13 protein-coding genes are annotated in these 16,511 nt (G+C 65.3%); 7 read left to right on the plus strand and 6 right to left on the minus strand.

The annotated features are described in order from the left end of the window. The 4 genes from F3H87_RS13080 to F3H87_RS13095 form a co-directional block, all read right to left on the minus strand. Nucleotides 1-576 (minus strand): HupE/UreJ family protein, encoded by a 576-nt coding sequence (locus tag F3H87_RS13080; protein WP_149788284.1) that lies wholly within the window; start codon nt 574-576, stop codon nt 1-3. Nucleotides 577-618: 42 nt separating this feature from the next. After that, a complete protein-coding gene (locus F3H87_RS13085) occupies nt 619-921 on the minus strand; it encodes an urease subunit gamma (RefSeq protein WP_149788283.1) in 303 nt (100 codons plus the stop codon). Between the two features lie 3 nt (nt 922-924). Then, on the minus strand, nt 925-1,764 hold the full coding sequence (locus F3H87_RS13090; RefSeq protein ID WP_149788282.1) for an urease accessory protein UreD: 840 nt from the start codon (nt 1,762-1,764) through the stop codon (nt 925-927). A gap of 154 nt (nt 1,765-1,918) precedes the next feature. Beyond that, nucleotides 1,919-3,604 (minus strand): thiamine pyrophosphate-dependent enzyme, encoded by a 1,686-nt coding sequence (locus F3H87_RS13095; protein WP_223228058.1) that lies wholly within the window; start codon nt 3,602-3,604, stop codon nt 1,919-1,921. A 145-nt stretch (nt 3,605-3,749) separates the two neighbouring features. Between F3H87_RS13095 and F3H87_RS13100 the strand changes: the two genes are divergently transcribed. Both F3H87_RS13100 and F3H87_RS13105 read left to right on the plus strand, forming a co-directional pair. Then, nucleotides 3,750-4,901: a TAXI family TRAP transporter solute-binding subunit gene (locus tag F3H87_RS13100; RefSeq protein ID WP_149788281.1), complete on the plus strand. Its 1,152-nt coding sequence runs from the start codon at nt 3,750-3,752 to the stop codon at nt 4,899-4,901. 82 nt (nt 4,902-4,983) lie between these two features. Continuing rightward, the gene (locus F3H87_RS13105; RefSeq protein WP_149788280.1) at nt 4,984-6,960 is read left to right on the plus strand and encodes a TRAP transporter permease; all 1,977 of its coding nucleotides are present in this window, start codon (nt 4,984-4,986) and stop codon (nt 6,958-6,960) included. A 71-nt stretch (nt 6,961-7,031) separates the two neighbouring features. Here F3H87_RS13105 and F3H87_RS13110 read toward each other — a convergent pair whose 3' ends face one another. Both F3H87_RS13110 and F3H87_RS13115 read right to left on the minus strand, forming a co-directional pair. Beyond that, nucleotides 7,032-9,236, minus strand: a complete 2,205-nt coding sequence (locus F3H87_RS13110) for an NADP-dependent isocitrate dehydrogenase (protein WP_149788279.1) — start codon at nt 9,234-9,236, stop codon at nt 7,032-7,034. A 142-nt stretch (nt 9,237-9,378) separates the two neighbouring features. Beyond that, nucleotides 9,379-10,764 (minus strand): sensor histidine kinase, encoded by a 1,386-nt coding sequence (locus F3H87_RS13115; protein WP_188129206.1) that lies wholly within the window; start codon nt 10,762-10,764, stop codon nt 9,379-9,381. 217 nt (nt 10,765-10,981) lie between these two features. Between F3H87_RS13115 and F3H87_RS13120 the strand changes: the two genes are divergently transcribed. From F3H87_RS13120 to F3H87_RS13140, 5 genes are all read left to right on the plus strand, one after another. After that, on the plus strand, nt 10,982-11,737 hold the full coding sequence (locus F3H87_RS13120) for an acyl-homoserine-lactone synthase (RefSeq protein ID WP_223228062.1): 756 nt from the start codon (nt 10,982-10,984) through the stop codon (nt 11,735-11,737). A 285-nt stretch (nt 11,738-12,022) separates the two neighbouring features. Further along, nucleotides 12,023-13,162 carry a response regulator gene (locus F3H87_RS13125; protein WP_149788276.1) on the plus strand — a complete coding sequence of 380 codons (1,140 nt, stop codon included), beginning with the start codon at nt 12,023-12,025 and terminating at the stop codon, nt 13,160-13,162. A gap of 516 nt (nt 13,163-13,678) precedes the next feature. Then, entirely contained in the window at nt 13,679-14,404 is a 726-nt protein-coding gene (locus F3H87_RS13130; protein ID WP_149788275.1) for a FadR/GntR family transcriptional regulator, read from the plus strand. Further along, nucleotides 14,401-15,408 carry an ABC transporter ATP-binding protein gene (locus F3H87_RS13135; protein ID WP_149788274.1) on the plus strand — a complete coding sequence of 336 codons (1,008 nt, stop codon included), beginning with the start codon at nt 14,401-14,403 and terminating at the stop codon, nt 15,406-15,408. The genes F3H87_RS13130 and F3H87_RS13135 overlap by 4 nt, the downstream gene beginning before the upstream one ends. Continuing rightward, nucleotides 15,405-16,508, plus strand: coding sequence for an ABC transporter ATP-binding protein (locus tag F3H87_RS13140; RefSeq protein WP_149788273.1), 1,104 nt, complete (start codon nt 15,405-15,407; stop codon nt 16,506-16,508). Before F3H87_RS13135 ends, F3H87_RS13140 begins: the two co-directional genes overlap by 4 nt. The last annotated feature ends 3 nt before the right edge of the window (nt 16,509-16,511 follow it).

Consider the following 16,511-nt stretch of genomic DNA (forward strand, 5'->3'; position numbering starts at 1 on the left):
TCAGCCCGTCGCCAGAAGCCAGGCGCCCAGCGCGGCCACCGCCCCGCCGCCACTGCGCAGCAGCCCCGGACGGTTCAGCCGTTCCAGCGCCACCCCGCAGGCAAGCCCCGCCATGTGCAGCACCACCGTCGCCGCGACAAAGCCGCTGAGATACGGCAGCGCGTTGGCCACGCCGATCTCAAGCCCGTGCGCATGGCCGTGAAAGAACCCGAACCCCGCCACCAGCGCCACCGCACCGGCCAGCGGCAGCCGCACCGCCAACGCGACCAGCACCCCCAGCACCAGCACCGAGGACAGGATCACCGGCTCGACCATCGGCAGGCCCAGGCCGCCCAGCGCGGCGCCGAAGCCCAGCACCATCGCGCCCACGAAACCCGCCGGCAGCGCCACCAGCGCCCGCCCCGGCATCAGCGCCGCCCAAAGCCCGACGCAGACCATGGCAAGCACATGGTCGGCCCCGAACAGCGGGTGCGTCATGCCCGCCGCGAACGAGCCATGTTCGCCGGGCTCCAGATGCGCCAGCGCGGGCGTCGCCACGACAAGGGCGGGCAGCAGGAAAAGGGGGATACGGGTCATGTCGGTCTCCTGGTTTTCAAGGGGCGCATCGGGGCGCGCGGATCATCGGATCGGGTTGTGGACGGTCACCAGCTTGGTGCCGTCGGGGAATGTCGCCTCGACCTGAACCTCGTGGATCATCTCGGGCACGCCCTCCATGCATTGCGCGCGGGTAATGACGTGGGCGCCGGCCTCCATCATGTCGGCCACGCTGCGCCCGTCGCGGGCACCTTCGACCACGGCGTCGGTGATCAGGGCGATGGCCTCGGGGTGGTTCAGCTTCACGCCGCGCGACAGGCGCTTGCGCGCCACCTCGGCGGCCATCGCGATCAGCAGCTTGTCCTTTTCACGCGGGGTCAGTTGCATGGGTCAGAGCCTCCAGCTTGTCGGAAGGGTATCGTTACTCAGCCGGTCGAGGATCGGCAGAAGGTGCCGGCGCAGGTGAAAACCGTCCTGCGCCACGATGCGCAGCACCAGGACGTCCGGGTGCAGCAGGCTGACGCCGCCGGTTTCGGGCAGGTCGGCACGGATCGCGGCCAGATGCGCCCCGGCGTCGGGGGCGACGCAGACAAGACTGGCCATCGCGCCGCCCGCCTGCGCGACGGCGCGGCGGGACAGCTGCGCGGCGATATCGCCATCCATCCGCACGCGATCGCAACAGAGCGGCACGCCTGCGCGAAACAGCGCGATTTCGTCGTGAAACCGCGCGGTTTCCAGAACCTCGCCCATCGCCGCGCGGCCGAAGATCACCGGCTCGACCAGCAGCAGGCGGGCGGTGCCGGCAAGATCGGCGCGCAGGCTGCGGCGCAGGGCCGACCCATCGTAAAGGATCAGTTCCTGCGGCAGCCAGAACAGCGTCGCGCCCTCGGACACGGTCAGCCGGGTATCGACCCTGCCCCAGCCCCCGGCCGAACGATAGGCGCGTTCGGCGGCCTGCGTGGTCAGCGTCAGATGCGCGCGCGGCCCGGCGGTGGCGTGCAGCGAAAACCGGTCGCCGCCGGTGATGCCGCCCGCGGTGTTGATAGCGATCGCCTCGACCCCGCCCCCCGGTGCGCGGCGCGGAAACAGCGCCTTGAACGCGCCGCTGGCACGATAGCGGTCAAGCGCGCTGCCCGCGCCCTGCGCCTTTACCGACAGGTGCATCGCGCCCTCGGCACGGGGCTGGGCCGTCACGATCCGGGCCGGACTGGGGCGCATGGGCAGGGTCATCGGACCGCTCCGCCAGAGTTGGAAACCGGGCCGAGTTCACCATGTCCTTGCGGGCACGGCCATTTGCCCTGCACCTCGCGCCGTCAAACCGGGCGGCGATGCCGCATTTCGCGGCATTTTTCCCGTGATCGCCTGATTTATGGGCAGCCCATGTTCAGCCCCGGTTTCCCCCCATCCGCGCATGCAGGGCCGAGATCGTGGTATAGGCAGAAATCGCCTCGGCGCTGGACCGGACGGCCAGAAGCGCGGGGCCGTCATGGGACAGGAACGCGCCCACGATCCCGGCGATATCGTCCCCCTTTTCGATCGAAAACCCCTTGAGGCCAAAGGCTTCGGCCCATGCCACGAAATCGGGGTTCACAAGGTCGGTGCCCGAGATGCGGTCGGGGTGGTCGCGTTCCTGGTGCAGGCGGATCGTGCCGTATGTGCGGTTGTCGGACACCACGATCTTCGGCGCCGCACCCCTGGCGATCGCGGTGGCCAGTTCGTTCCCCGTCATCAGAACGCCACCGTCACCGGCAAAGCCAAGCACCGTCTTTTCGGGGTAGCGCAGCGCCGCCGCGACCGCGCCCGGCACGCCCAGCCCCATCGCGCCACCCACGGCGCCGATGGCCTTTTGCGTGCCGTCCCATGGCCAGGACAGGTGCACCCAGCCCGCGAAATTGCCCGAATCCGTGACTACGATACTGTCGCGCGGAGCCTGCCTGGCCAGTTCCGACGCGACCGCCCCGAAATCGAGCCCGTCGACCTGGTCGGTGGGCGTGATATCGGCCAGTTGCCGGGCCACGCCATTCACCTCGGCCGCCCAGAGGGTGCGCGCGGACGGCTGCGCAGCCTCGGCCCCGGCCAGTGCCGCGCAGAACAGCGCCGGGTCGCAGGCCAGCGGCAGGTCGGTTTCGAAAACCTGCCCCAGAACGTCCGGGTCGGGCCAGACATGGATAAAGGGCTGGTCGGGTTTCGGGGCCTTCGGCAAACGATAGCCCTGGCTGGGCGTGTCGCCCATGCGGGTGCCGATCGCCATGATGAGATCGGCCTTTTGCAGCGCCCCAACCATGGGCGCGGGGATCTTGAACCCGAGATGCCCGGCATAAAGCTGCGACGAATTGTCGAATATTTCCTGATGCTTGAAGGACAGCGCCACGGGCACGCCATGCGCCTGCGCCAGATCCGCCAGCGCGCGGCGCCCGACATCGTTGTCCAACCCGCCCCCGGCGACGATCAGCGGGCGCTCGGCGCGGGCCAGCATTTCGGCGGCGCGGGCCACGTCCCCGGGCGCGACGCCCGTGCGGGGCACCCGGACCGGTGCGGGCAAATCGCCATCCACCGGGTCGGACAGCATGTCCTCGGGCAGGGCGATCACCACCGGGCCGGGGGTGCCCGACATCGACAGTGCCCAGGCGCGGGCAAGGGTTTCGGCCAGCTTCGCGCCTTCCGTCACCTCCCACACGCCCTTGGCAATGCCGCCGAACATCTGGGTATAGTCGACCTCCTGAAACGCGCCGCGGCCGCGCTCGAACCGCGCGACCTGCCCCACAAGGCAGACCAGCGGCACCGCGTCCTGCTGCGCCAGGTGCAGTGCGATCGAGGCATTGGTGGCCCCCGGCCCCCGGCTGACCGCCACAAGCCCCGGCCGCCCCGTCAGCTTGGCATCGGCTACGGCCATCATGCCCGCGCCGCCCTCGTGCCGGCAAACCACGAGGTCAATCGCCGTCTGGCCGTGCAGCGCATCCAGGAAGGTCAGGTATGATTCGCCCGGAACGCAGAACATCCGGTCGGCCCCCAATCCCGCCAGAACCTTTGCCATATGGTCCGCCGCGCGTGTCTTTGCCCGATCCATCATCGCCTCATCGCCTCCCTTGACTTTTGCATCATCTGCCCGATTATCGCATAGCGAAAACAAATTCCGCAAATAGAACTGCGGATGCACGAGGAGCGGGGCGTTTCCAGGCGCCCCGGGAGGACCAACAGAAGAGGGGAGGAGACTTATGAACAGTCTTGTCAAACTGCTGGCGGCTGCCGGCACGGCCAGCGTATTCGCAGGCGCGGCACTGGCCCAATCCACCACGGCAGAACTGCCCAAACAGATGTCGTGGACAGCCTATGACACCGGCTCGGCCGGATATAACCAGGCAGTCGCCATCGGCGCGGCGCTGCAGGACGCGCTGGGTGTGAACCTGCGTGTGCTGCCCGGCAAGAACGACGTCAGCCGCACCGAACCTTTGCGTCAGGGCCGGGTCGAGTTTTCGGCCACCGGCGTCGGCGGCAGCTTCATGGCGCAGGAAGGCGCGTTCCAGTTCGGCAGCGAAAACTGGGGGCCGCAGCCCATCCGCGTTCTGATGGCCAACAATGGCGGCGCGATCAACCTGGCGGTCGGCGTGGCCGGTGATCTGGACATCAAGGAGTATTCAGATCTCAAGGGCAAGCGCGTGGCATGGGTCGTCGGCGCACCCGCGCTGAACGTCAACTCCGAGGCCTATCTCGCCTATGGCGGGCTGACATGGGACGATGTGGAACGGGTGGATTTCGGCGGCTTCGGTGCGTCGTGGAAGGGCCTGATGGAGGGCCAGGTGGACGCAGCCTTTGCCTCGACCAACTCGGGCTTTGCCTACGAGGCGGCAACCGGCCCGCGCGGCCTGTTCTGGCCGCCGATCGACCCCGAGAATGCCGAAGGGCTGGAACGGATGCAGGCGATCGCGCCGTTCTTTACCCCAAACAAGGCGCAGGTGGGCGCCAATATCGACGGCACCGACGGCTACCAGGGCGCGGGCTATGCCTATCCGGTTCTGGTGGGCACAGACGCAACCGATGCCGATCTGGCCTATAACATGACCAAGGCGATGGTCGAGCTGTTCGACGCCTATGACGGCAACGCGCCGGGCATCGGCGGCTGGGCGCTGGACAAGCAGGACATGACCTGGGTCGTCCCCTATCACGATGGCGCCATCCGCTATTACCAGGAAGCGGGCATGTGGAACGACGAGGCGCAGGCGCATAACGACAACCTGATCGCCCGTCAGGCGGCGCTTCAGGCCGCGTGGGAAGAACTCAAGGCCGAAGCGCCCGAGAACTGGGACGAGGCCTGGGCCGAAAGACGGCGCGAGGCGCTGAAGGCCGGCGGCTTCTCGGTGGTCTTTTAACGACGGTTGACCCGTTTGCGGCCCCGTGATCCGTCGCGGGGCCGTTTTCTGTCAAAGGCTCACGCCCATTGGGGAGGCAGGCATGCGTGGCAAACAGGCCGCACTGGAACGCGAATCCGAGGCGCCGGACGATACCGGTATAGGCAAGGCCGGGCGCATCGCGGTGATCGTGGGCACGCTGGCGGGCGTGCTGCTGGTGGTGAACCAGCTTTTCAATCTGCAGGTCGGCGGGATCGTCCTGATCGACGGGCGGTATCTGTATCTGCTGGGCGGTCTGTTCCTTGCGATTTCGTTCCTGGTGTTCCGGGTGAACGGCAGCAAGATCGGCAAGCCGATCTGGCTGGACTGGCTGCTGGCGGTGCTGGCGCTGGTGACGACGGGCTATTTGTCGGCCAATGCCGAGAGGAACCTGGCGCAGGGCTGGGAATATGCCGCGCCTGAAACCGCGCAATACGTGGCTTACGTGTTCTTTGCGCTGGTACTGGAGGCGACGCGGCGCGCCGGCGGCAAGGTGCTGTTCGCGATCGTGGTGCTTTTCGCCTTTTACCCCACCTTCGCAGGCCATGTGCCCGACCCGTTTTCGGGCTTTCAAAGCTCGTTGAGCGAGGCGATTTCCTATCACGTCTATTCGGCCGAAAGTTCGTTCGGGATTCCGATGAAGGCATTCGGCGGCGTGGTGATCGGGTTCATCCTGTTCGGCGCGGTGCTGCAGCGCACCGGCGGCGGGCAGTTCTTCAACGACCTGGCGCTGTCGCTGGTGGGCGGCTATCGCGGCGGAGCGGCCAAGGTGTCGATCTTTGCCAGCGGCTTCATGGGCTCGATGTCGGGCAGCGTGATTTCCAACGTGCTGACCACCGGCGCGGTGTCGATCCCGGCGATGAAGCGCACCGGCTTTTCCGCCAAGACCGCCGCCGCGACCGAGGCCTGCGCCTCGACCGGGGGCGTCCTGATGCCGCCGATCATGGGGGCCACGGCCTTTGTGATGGCATCGTTTCTGTCGCGGCCTTACGTCGATATCGCGCTGGCGGCGGCGATCCCGTCGCTGCTGTTCTATTTCGCGCTGTTCGCGCAGATCGACGCCTATTCCGCGCGGCGCGGATTGCGCGGCCTTGCCCGAAGCGAGTTGCCCGGGCTGGGCCAGACGCTGCGCGAGGGATGGCTTTACATCGGTGTCTTCGCGGTCCTGATCTTCATGCTGCTGGTGATGCGGCGCGAAACCTCGGCGCCGTTCTATGCCACGGCGCTGCTGCTGGTGGTGAACCAGATCCTGCCCAACCATCGCCTGTCGCTGAAAAAGCTGGGCAACATGATCGTGGGTGTCGGACAGGGGCTGGCAGAGCTGACGGCAATCCTGCTGGGTGTCGGCCTGATCGTGGGGTCGTTCAGCGCCACGGGGCTGGCGGGCACGCTGGTGAACGAGCTTGTCTTTATCGCCGGCGACAACACCTTCGTGCTGCTGCTGATGGGGGCGCTGACGGCGTTCATCTTCGGCATGGGGATGACGGTGACCGCCTGTTACATCTTCCTTGCCGTGGTGCTGGCGCCCGCGCTGGAACAAGGCGGGCTGAACCAGTTGGCGGTGCACCTGTTCATCCTTTACTGGGGGATGGTCAGCTATATCACCCCGCCGGTGGCGCTGGGGGCATTCGCCGCCGCGACGATGGCGGGCGAGAACGCGATCAAGACCGGGTTCGAGGCGATGCGGCTGGGCGGCGTGATCTATATCGCCCCGTTCTTTTTCGTGCTCAACCCCGCGCTGGTGGGACAGGCCCCCGCGGGCGAGGTGGCGGTCGCGCTGATCTCGGCGCTGTTCGGCGTGGCGATGATCTCGATGGCGCTGCAGGGGCATATCAGCCTTGTCGGCCCGATGCGAAAGGGGGCGGTTGGTATCGCCTTGCGGGTGCTGCTGTTCATCGGCGGGCTGTTCTTTGCCATGCCCGAAACCCATGTGTTCGGCCTGAACTTTATCGAAACGGCGGGGATCGGCCTGCTGCTTTGTGCCTTGCCGATCTTCCTTGCCCGCTCCGACCGCAAGCGCGAACGCCTTGCCGCGTCCTGATCGGGTAAGGAAAGCCAACAAAAAACGCCGCCTGAATTTCAGGCGGCGTTTTCTTTTGCAGGCGGGGCGCGTCAGCCGATAATGGCGTTCAGCGTCTTCGACGGGCGCATGACCGCCGCGGTCCTGGCCGCGTCGGCGTGATAATACCCGCCCAGATCCGCGGGTGCGCCCTGCACGGCAGCAAGTTCGGCCACGATGTCGGCCTCGCCCTCGGCAAGGGCCTTGGCGATGGGCGCGAAATGCGCAGCCAGATCGGCATCGTCCGTCTGCGCGGCCAGCGCCTCGGCCCAGTAGCGGGCGAACCAGTAGTGGCTGTCGCGGTTGTCGGGCTCGCCCACCTTGCGGCTGGGGCTGCGGTCGTTGTCGAGCACGCCCTGCGTGGCGGCCTCGACCGCCTCGCCCAGAATGCGCGCCTTGGCATTGTCGCGGGCATCGGCCAGGAACTTGAAGCTTTCGCCGAGTGCACAGAACTCACCCAGCGAGTCCCAGCGCAGGTGATTTTCCTCGATCAACTGCTGCACATGCTTGGGCGCCGAGCCGCCGGCGCCGGTTTCGAACAGCCCGCCGCCATTCATCAGCTTGACGATCGACAGCATCTTGGCCGAGGTGGCCAGCTCGAGGATCGGGAACAGGTCGGTCAGGTAGTCGCGCAGCACGTTGCCGGTGATGGCGATTGTGTTCTCGCCCTTGGTGATCGTCTCAAGGCTGGCGCGGGTGGCATCGCGGGGCGACATGATCTCGAACTTGTCGGCCACGCCTTTCGCTTCGAGGATCGGCTTGACGTATTCGATCAGCCGGGCGTCGTGGGCGCGATCCGCATCCAGCCAGAAGATCGCGCGATAGCCGGTCGCCTTTTGCCGTTCGATGGCCAGGTTCACCCAATCCTCGATCGGGGCCTTGCGCGCGCTGGCCGAGCGCCAGATGTCGCCCGCCTGCACCTTGTGTTCGTGCAGCACGGTGCCGTCATCGAGGATCATCCTGACCACACCATCGGCTGGAATTTCGAAGGTGGTCGGGTGGCTGCCGTATTCCTCGGCCTTCTGCGCCATCAGCCCGAGGTTCTGCACGGTTCCGGCGGTGGCCGGGTTCAGCTTGCCGTTTTCCTTGAAGAATTCAATCGCCTCGTCATAGACCGGCGCATAGGAATTGTCGGGGATGACGCAATTGGCGTCATGCTCTTTCCCGTCGGGTCCCCAGCCCTTGCCGCCGGCACGGATCAGCGCGGGCATCGAGGCGTCGATGATGACGTCCGACGGCACGTGCAGGTTGGTGATGCCGCGATCGCTGTCGACCATGTACATCGGCGGACGCTGCGCGCGGCAGGCTTCGATATCGGCCATGATTTCGGGCTCGCCCTTGACGCGCTCCAGCAGGTCGCCCATGCCGGAATTGGGGTTCACGCCCAGGTCCTTCATCTTCTGGCCGTGCTTGTCGAAGACCGGCTGCAACCACGCCTTGACCGCGTGGCCGAAGATGATCGGGTCCGAGACCTTCATCATCGTGGCCTTCATGTGCAGCGAGAAAAGCGTGCCTTCGGTCTTGGTCTTTTCGATCTCGTCGGCAAGGAAGGCATCGAGCGCGGCGGCGCTCATGTAAGTGGCGTCGACCACGGTGCCCGCCGGGTAGGACACGCCGTCCTTGAGAACGGTTTCCCCGTCGGCGGTTTCCAGAACGATCCTTGCCGTGGCGGCCTTGTCCAGCGTCGCGGAGTCCTCGTTCGAGAAGAAATCGCCGCTTTGCATCGCGGAAACGCGCGTCTTGCTGTCGGACGACCAGTCGCCCATGCGGTGCGGGTTCGACTGTGCGTATTTCTTGACGGCGGCGGCAGCGCGGCGATCCGAGTTGCCTTCGCGCAGGACGGGGTTCACGGCCGAGCCCTTGATCCCGTCATACTTGGCGCGCACGGCCTTTTCCTCGTCGGTTACCGGTTCTTCGGGGTAATCCGGCAGTGCATAGCCCTGCCCCTGCAGTTCCCTGACGGCCGCGACAAGCTGCGGTACCGAGGCCGAGATGTTGGGCAGCTTGATCACGTTGGCCTGCGGGGTCTTCACCAGCTCGCCCAGCTCGGCCAGGTCGTCGGACTGGCGCTGATCCCCGGTCAGGTATTCCGGGAAGGTGGCGATGATGCGGCCCGCAAGGCTGATATCCCTGGTGCCCACGCTGACACCGGCGGCGGCAGCGAATTTCTGGATGATCGGCAAAAGCGAAGCCGAGGCAAGCTCGGGCGCTTCGTCGACCTTGGTATAGATGATATCGGGTGTGTTCTGATCGGACATCGGACAATCCTTTCTGTGGCTGTCCCCGCCATAGTGCAATCCGCGGCCGAGGTCCACAGCATACATTCGTATACAATGGAGAAAATTGTCGCTGCCCGCAGGTCCGGGTCAAACCCGGCGTCAGGGGCCGGACAGGATGGGGTTACTCGGCCGCGGCGGCGTGCGGTGGCGCCTTGAGGATGGGCAGTTCTACGAAGAACTCGGTTCCCGCGCCCAGCTCGCTGACATAGTCGATGATGCCATCGTGATGTTCCACGATGGATTCGGCAATGCTCATGCCCAGACCGGTGCCTTCGATCTGGCGCCGGTCCGAGGCGTCGATCTGCGAAAAGCGGCCGAACACGAGCTTGCGCGACCCTTCGGGGATGCCGATGCCCTGATCCCGGACCGAGATGCGCACGGTATCGTCAATCCTGGCGACGCTGACATGGATCGGCATACCCGGATGCGAGAACTTGATTGCGTTCGACAGCAGGTTGCCCATCACCTGCATCAGGCGCATCGGATCGCCCTTGATCCAGATCTCGTCCCCGTGGCCCTGCATTTCGACGCGGTTGCCGGTTTCGGCACCGTATTCCTGGTGCATCTCGACCGCCTCGCGAATGAAATCGTTGACCTCGAGCACGTCGAAGTGAAAGGCCATCTCGTTCGCCTCGATCTTCTGCAGGTCCAGCAGGTCGTTCACGAGGGTATTCAGCCGCGAACAGTTCTTGGCGGCGATCTGCAGGATATCCCGCGATTCCGGCGGCAGCTTTCCGTATTCGCCCGAGTTCACCATATCCACCGCAACGCTGATCGAGGTCAGCGGCGTGCGCAGTTCATGGCTGACGGTGGCGACGAATTGCGACTTGGCGCGAAACGCCGCGCGGGTGCGTTCGTGTTCCTGCCGCAGGACGTCCATCTGGTGAAGGTTGCTGCGGTAAAGCCGCAGGAACATGCGCGACGAATCGAGGATGAAGAACATCACGAAAACGACGGTGAAGAATTCGAGCCAGACAAAGGAGGTCAGGGGCGGCGTGTAGCGGATGATGTCGAGCACCGCGATGAACAGGAACGTCACCCCGTAGATCACGAGGCGCAGCTGTAGCGCGGGCAGGAACTGGTGATTGTTCATCGCCGCGAAGAGCGAGGCGGCAAAGAGGAACAGCAAGGGCATGAAATGCCCGCCGGTCCCCTGCTGCATCGCCACCAGGGCGCCCCAGGTGCTGATGCTGACCGAACTCAGCACGGTGCTGGCCAGGACCACGGACAGGAAACGCCTGTAGGCGGCGGCGCCACGGCCGTTCCAGCGCGCGACCTGGCGGCAGTTCACGAAATCCCACAGCTCGGACGCCTGGAGCGCAAGGTAGCACCAGATCGCCCAGCGGGCGTCGAAATAGACAAGCGTCAGCAACAACGCCCCGGCAAAGATTGCCTGCCGCTGCCAGATCAGGCTGAGGCTGGTGTTCACATAGTCGCGAAGCTGCCGAACCCGTTTGCCGTCGGGATCGCGGGTTTGGGCCGGGCCTGCCGTGTCGATGCCAGTCATGATGGTATCCGTCCTTCTTCGGCACGGTGCTAGCAACAGAGTTGGGAAAAACCACGTCATCTTGGTGGCGGTTCCGGGCATCCGGCGGGGTGCCCGATTCTCTGGCTTTGCGGCAACGCCGCGTCAAACCATGTGCAACTTGCGGCAAAATCGTGTCAATTTTGTGGACGCGAGGCGAATATTCCCATAGAAACAAAGAAAAATTTGAGTGCAGGCCATGAAACACGCAGGTGGATTTTCGGAACCTCCAAAGCGGGCATCCGAGATTTTTCCAGAGCTTCCCCCCACTACTCCGCCCGGCGGTGTGGCCACGCAATCCGTGCGCGCGAAAGTACCCAGCCTGGCGGATCGCGCTCAACTTAAGCATGTAAGGTTCACCACGACCGGTTTCGCCGACATGCACGAGCACGGCGATCTCGTTCCCAGCTTCTTGCGGGCGCGCAAGACCTGTTTCATCGACGGGCTCGGCTGGGAATTGCCCTGCACCGAAGGCATGGAATTCGACCAGTACGACACGCCGGAATGCCGTTGGGTCATCATGCATGAATACGGCGAGATCCTGGGCGGCCTGCGGCTGATGCCGACGACCTCGCGCTGCGCCATCTATACCTACATGCTGCGCGACGCACAGCTTGGATTATTGGAGAAAATTCCGCGCGATGTGCTGTTCTCCGAGGCCCCCGTCAGCCCGACGGTGTGGGAGGGTACGCGGCTGTTCATCGTCGACAACGCCGGATCGAAACGGCGCCACGCGCTGCAGCTGGCACTTTTCGAACACATGCTCAGAAGCGCCGAGCATATGGGCGCGCAACACGTGCTGGGGTTCGTTCCCGACGGCTGGTCGCGCTGGACGAAACGGCTGGGCCTCAGCGGCACGCCGGTGGGCCCGAAAGTCACGATCGACGGCGTGGTCAGCCAGGCCGCCGTCATGCGTGTCCAGACGGCGCTTTCCCGTTTTGCGAAAGTGGTCTGAGCCCCTTTCCGGCCGATACAACCATACATCGTATTGCCTGTTCCGAGCGGTTTCCGCGGCTTGAGCAGAGGGTCGCGGACGACCCCTCCGGTCACCCCGAACCGCGAATTGTGGCTGATTCGTAACGTCCGTCGTCACGACTATGTGGCGTCATGTCAGTGCCTAATTCTGGGCACATTTTCCAAGCAGTCTGCCCCGACACAGTTTTGGTACGCATGTTTGCCCCATTTTTTACCAGTGCCGTTGGCGAGTGAAGTCCGACCTGAACGCAAAAGGCGCTGCCCCATGAAAATCCTCGTTGTCGACGATAACGAAAGCATCGTGAACCTGCTGAGTGACATCCTGTCGAAGACCGGGTTCCACACCGTCGTGACCGCCCTTGGTTCGCGCGAGGCGATGGATCTGATCCGTTCGGCGGAACCGGCATTCGACTGTTTCGTGGTGGACATCCAGATGCCGGATATCGACGGAATCGAACTGACACGCTTCATCCGGTCCGACCCGCGCCACCAGACGGCGCCGGTGGTCATCCTGACGGCGATGCACCAAAAGGCCTATCTCGACCGGGCCTTCGCGGCGGGTGCGACCGACTATGCGACCAAGCCATTCAACTTCGTCGAACTGCGCAAACTGATCCAGAGCGCGCGAAAGGTGGCGATGGACCCTGCGCGGCAAGCGCAGCCCCAGCTTGCCGCCGCACAGGAGACCGCCGATGTGCGGCCCGTCGCGCGACGCTTTGACGAGCCCGTTCCCCTGCCCCATATCGACAGCGCGCTCGGCAAGCTCGAATTCGAGAACTATGCCATGCAGTTGTCGCGGCGGCGCTTTTCGCGCAGCGCGGTGTTCGCCATTGAATTGCGCGGTGCGCAATCGCTGTTCAGGCAACTGCCCGAGGAAGAGTTCGCGCGCCTGATCGGCATGACTGCCCGCGCGATCGAGCGGGGTTGCCTGCAGTCGGGTGGCGCCCTGTCCTATCGCGGCGGCGGCGTGTTCCTCGTGGTGCGACCCTTCCGGCTGATCAACCCGTTCTTCAGCTGCGAACAGCGCGTGAATACCGAGTTCGACAAGCTGCACGGCGAAGACGCGCCGGTGGATATGCCCAACCTGATCGTCGGGCAGCCGGTCGTGCTGGGGATGATGTCGCGCACCGATGCGCTGGCCGGTCTGACCCGCGCGATTGCGAACGTCACCGAGAACCCCGCGACACGGGAAGCCAGCAACGTATCGCAACGCGCCTTTCTGCGCAGCGCGTCCATGCCCGAAAAGCAAAGGCTGGAACAGCTCAGCTATGAAACCCTGCTGCGCGAAACCATGCCCGAGGAATCCAATGACGGCTGGTCGCGCATCCTGCTGCGGAAATCGCGCGAAACCTATGGCACGGGCCAGCGCGATATCCGGCCGGCAACCGCCAAGACAACAGGCTGACGGAACACGGGCCAACCGAGTGTGGGCCGGCGCAGCATATGCGCTGGCCACGCTTGCGGAACGCTTTGTTTCCACATCAACGGTCGACACAAAATTGCCACAAACGTAAATTGTCTTGGGGTAGCGGCCTCGGCCACGACTATTTTTTGACGTGAGAATAAAATTTATCCCCAGAAATTTTCCGATTTTGCCGCTACCCCACGATCTCTTCCAGACAAGCTGACGACAGGCGCACCGGGCTGCCCCGATTCTCCCGACATGGCGCGCATCGCGGGTGCGGCTGCGGCCTTTTCGGCAGATCACCCAACCCGGTGCCGATATTTCAGGCAGCCGCAGGCGTGGGACCTGGAATACCGAAAATAATATCTTCCCAGATACTTAAGCCGGTTTTGACGCAGATATCTGACGCATCGGCCGCACCACCCTTCCTGCATATCCACGGTCTGCGCGCGAATTTCGGTTGACCCGAAACCTGAACCAAAGAAGCATTGGTTCACACCAATCTGGGAATGATTCATGCATCAGATGCTGAAACCGGCAAGCACCTGCACCGATCCCGATCCCGAAAACCTGCGCGTTCTGGGGGCCATCCGGCAGATCGTTGTCGACAACCTGCTGCCGGCGGATGGCAGGCTGCCCACCGAACGCCAGTTGGCGGCAGAGCTTGGGGCGGGCCGGCGCGCGGTGCGCCGCGCCCTGACCCAGCTGGAAAGCGAGGGGCTGATCTGGCGCAAGCAGGGCAAGGGAACCTTTGCCGGGCAGCCCCCCGACCCGACCGAGGCCCTTGCCGCCGAGATCGTGGCCGAGGTGGACCCGCTGAGCGCGATGGAGGCCCGCCTTTGCATCGAACCCGCGCTGGCCGAGCTGTGCGCACAGCGCGCCACCGCCGAAGACGTCGCACGGCTGCGGCAGCTCGTGGAACGCACCCACGAGGCACAGGAGGCGGATTCGGCCGAGCTTTGGGACGGGGCCCTGCATCGCGCGATCGCCCGGATCGCGGGCAACCGCCTGATGCTGACGGCCTTTACCCTGATCGACGAGGTGAGGATGGGCGAAGACTGGCAGATGAAACGCCACCGCGCGCGCACCGATGCCCGGCGCGAACTGTACGACACCCAGCACGCGCGGATTGTCGACGCGATCGACGCGCGCGACGGGGCCGCCGCCGCCCAGGCGATGCGCGACCACCTGACCGCGCTGTTCAACAACCTCAGGGAATCGATGTCGGGGGGCGCGGGATGACCGATCCGTCGCCCCTTCTCGATGTGCGCGGGCTGTCGATCCGCGTGGCGGGCACGGCAGAGCCGCTTGTGGATAATGTAAGCTTCACCCTGAATGCCGGCGAAACCCTGTGTATCGTGGGCGAATCCGGTTGCGGCAAAAGCCTGACGGCGCTTGCCCTGATGGGGCTGCTCGAGGGCACGCCGCTGCGGGTCGAAAGAGGATCGGCCATGTTCCAGGGCATCGACCTGCTGTCCGCGGCGCCGGACGTGCTGCGCGGGTTACGCGGTGACCGGGCCGCGATGATCTTCCAGGAACCGATGACCTCGCTCAACCCCGCCCTGCGCATCGGCGAGCAGATCGCCGAGGCGGTCCGCGCGCACCGCGACATCCCGCGCGATGCCGCACGGGCCCGCGCAGCCGAGATGCTGCAGCGGGTGCGTATTCCGGCGGCCGGGAAACGCCTGGACGAGTACCCGCATCAACTGTCCGGCGGGATGCGGCAGCGCGTGATGATCGCCATGGCGCTGGCGAACGATCCGGCGCTGCTGATCGCGGACGAACCCACCACCGCGCTGGACGTAACGATCCAGGCGCAGATCCTAGACCTGATGCGCAACCTCGGGGCGGAAACCGGCACCGCGCAGATCATGATCACGCATGACCTGGGCGTGGTGGCCGAGATGGCCGACAAGGTCGCGGTCATGTATGCCGGCCGCATTGTCGAGGCGGGCACGACCGCGCAGGTCTTTGACGACCCGCAGCATCCCTACACGCTGGGCCTGATGAGTTCGATGCCATCGCTGGCGGGCGATCAGGGCCGGCTTGTCACCATCCCCGGCAGCGTGCCGAGCCCCGACGACATGCCGCGCGGCTGCCGCTTTGCCGCGCGCTGTCCGTTCGCCACCGCGCAATGCGAGGCGCCACCGCCCCTGGCCCCGCGCGGAACCGGCCATGCGGTCGCCTGCTGGCACGCCCCGCTCGAGGATTTCGCCGTCGGACAACGCCGCGAGGTGCCGGCATGACACAGACGATCCTTTCCGCACGCGGCCTTGTGCGGCGCTTCATCACCGGCAAACCGCTTTTCGGCGCACCGACGGTGGTCCAGGCGGTCAACGATGTCTCGCTTGAGGTTCGCCAGGGCGAAACGCTTGCCATCGTCGGGGAATCCGGCTGCGGGAAATCCACGCTCGCACGGCTGCTGACCCGGCTGATCGACCCGACCGAGGGGTCGGTCATCTATGGCGACCGCGATATCGCCTCGCTTTCCGGGACCGAGTTGCGGGCCCTGCGCCGTGAGATGCAGTTCATCTTCCAGGACCCGTTCTCATCGCTCAACCCGCGCATGACCGTCGGCGCGCTGATCGAGGAACCGTTGCGTATCCACCGGCTTGGCACCGCGCCCGAGCGCCGCGCGAAGGTGGCCGGGTTGCTGCGCAAGGTCGGGCTGCGGCCGGAACATGCGGACAGATATCCGCACGAATTCTCGGGCGGGCAGCGCCAGCGCATCGGCATCGCCCGCGCGCTTGCCACGGGACCGAAGATCGTGGTCGGGGACGAGCCGGTTTCGGCGCTGGACGTGTCGATCCAGGCGCAGGTGGTCAACATCCTTGAAGACCTGAAGGAAGAACTTGGCCTGACGCTGATCATCATCGCCCACGACCTTGCCGTGATCCGGCATATCTCGGACCGCGTCGCGGTGATGTATCTGGGTGAGATCGTCGAACTGGGAGACGCCGCCGACCTGTTCGCCACACCCGCGCATCCCTACACCGAGGCGCTGCTGTCGGCGATCCCGATTCCGGCCACCGGGGCGCGCAAGGCGCGCACCATGCTCGAAGGCGATCCGCCCAACCCGATCGCGCCGCCACCGGGCTGCCGGTTTCACACCCGCTGCCCCTATGCGCAGGCGAAATGCCGCGACGAGCGGCCGGAACTGCGCACGCCCAGCCCGGACCGCCAGGTTGCCTGCCATTTCGCCGAACAGCTTTCGCTGACGGGGGTGAACGCCGCCATGGCCGCGCGCCCGGATGCGGCACAGCGACGTTTCGCGCTGTATTCCCACGCCCGTGCCGCGATGGCCGGGGCGCAGACCGACAAGACCAAACCAACAACAGAGGAGTAATCG

The organism is Lutimaribacter pacificus, from assembly GCF_900142185.1.
GTDB lineage: Bacteria > Pseudomonadota > Alphaproteobacteria > Rhodobacterales > Rhodobacteraceae > Lutimaribacter > Lutimaribacter pacificus.

Bases quoted from the DNA above. Each gene is read 5' to 3' on its own strand.
- F3H87_RS13080 (WP_149788284.1), bottom strand. From the start codon at position 576: ATGACCCGTATCCCCCTTTTCCTGCTGCCCGCCCTTGTCGTGGCGACG.
- F3H87_RS13085 (WP_149788283.1), bottom strand. From the start codon at position 921: ATGCAACTGACCCCGCGTGAAAAGGACAAGCTGCTGATCGCGATGGCC.
- F3H87_RS13090 (WP_149788282.1), bottom strand. From the start codon at position 1,764: ATGACCCTGCCCATGCGCCCCAGTCCGGCCCGGATCGTGACGGCCCAG.
- F3H87_RS13095 (WP_223228058.1), bottom strand. From the start codon at position 3,604: ATGATGGATCGGGCAAAGACACGCGCGGCGGACCATATGGCAAAGGTT.
- F3H87_RS13100 (WP_149788281.1), top strand. From the start codon at position 3,750: ATGAACAGTCTTGTCAAACTGCTGGCGGCTGCCGGCACGGCCAGCGTA.
- F3H87_RS13105 (WP_149788280.1), top strand. From the start codon at position 4,984: ATGCGTGGCAAACAGGCCGCACTGGAACGCGAATCCGAGGCGCCGGAC.
- F3H87_RS13110 (WP_149788279.1), bottom strand. From the start codon at position 9,236: ATGTCCGATCAGAACACACCCGATATCATCTATACCAAGGTCGACGAA.
- F3H87_RS13115 (WP_188129206.1), bottom strand. From the start codon at position 10,764: ATGACTGGCATCGACACGGCAGGCCCGGCCCAAACCCGCGATCCCGAC.
- F3H87_RS13120 (WP_223228062.1), top strand. From the start codon at position 10,982: ATGAAACACGCAGGTGGATTTTCGGAACCTCCAAAGCGGGCATCCGAG.
- F3H87_RS13125 (WP_149788276.1), top strand. From the start codon at position 12,023: ATGAAAATCCTCGTTGTCGACGATAACGAAAGCATCGTGAACCTGCTG.
- F3H87_RS13130 (WP_149788275.1), top strand. From the start codon at position 13,679: ATGCATCAGATGCTGAAACCGGCAAGCACCTGCACCGATCCCGATCCC.
- F3H87_RS13135 (WP_149788274.1), top strand. From the start codon at position 14,401: ATGACCGATCCGTCGCCCCTTCTCGATGTGCGCGGGCTGTCGATCCGC.
- F3H87_RS13140 (WP_149788273.1), top strand. From the start codon at position 15,405: ATGACACAGACGATCCTTTCCGCACGCGGCCTTGTGCGGCGCTTCATC.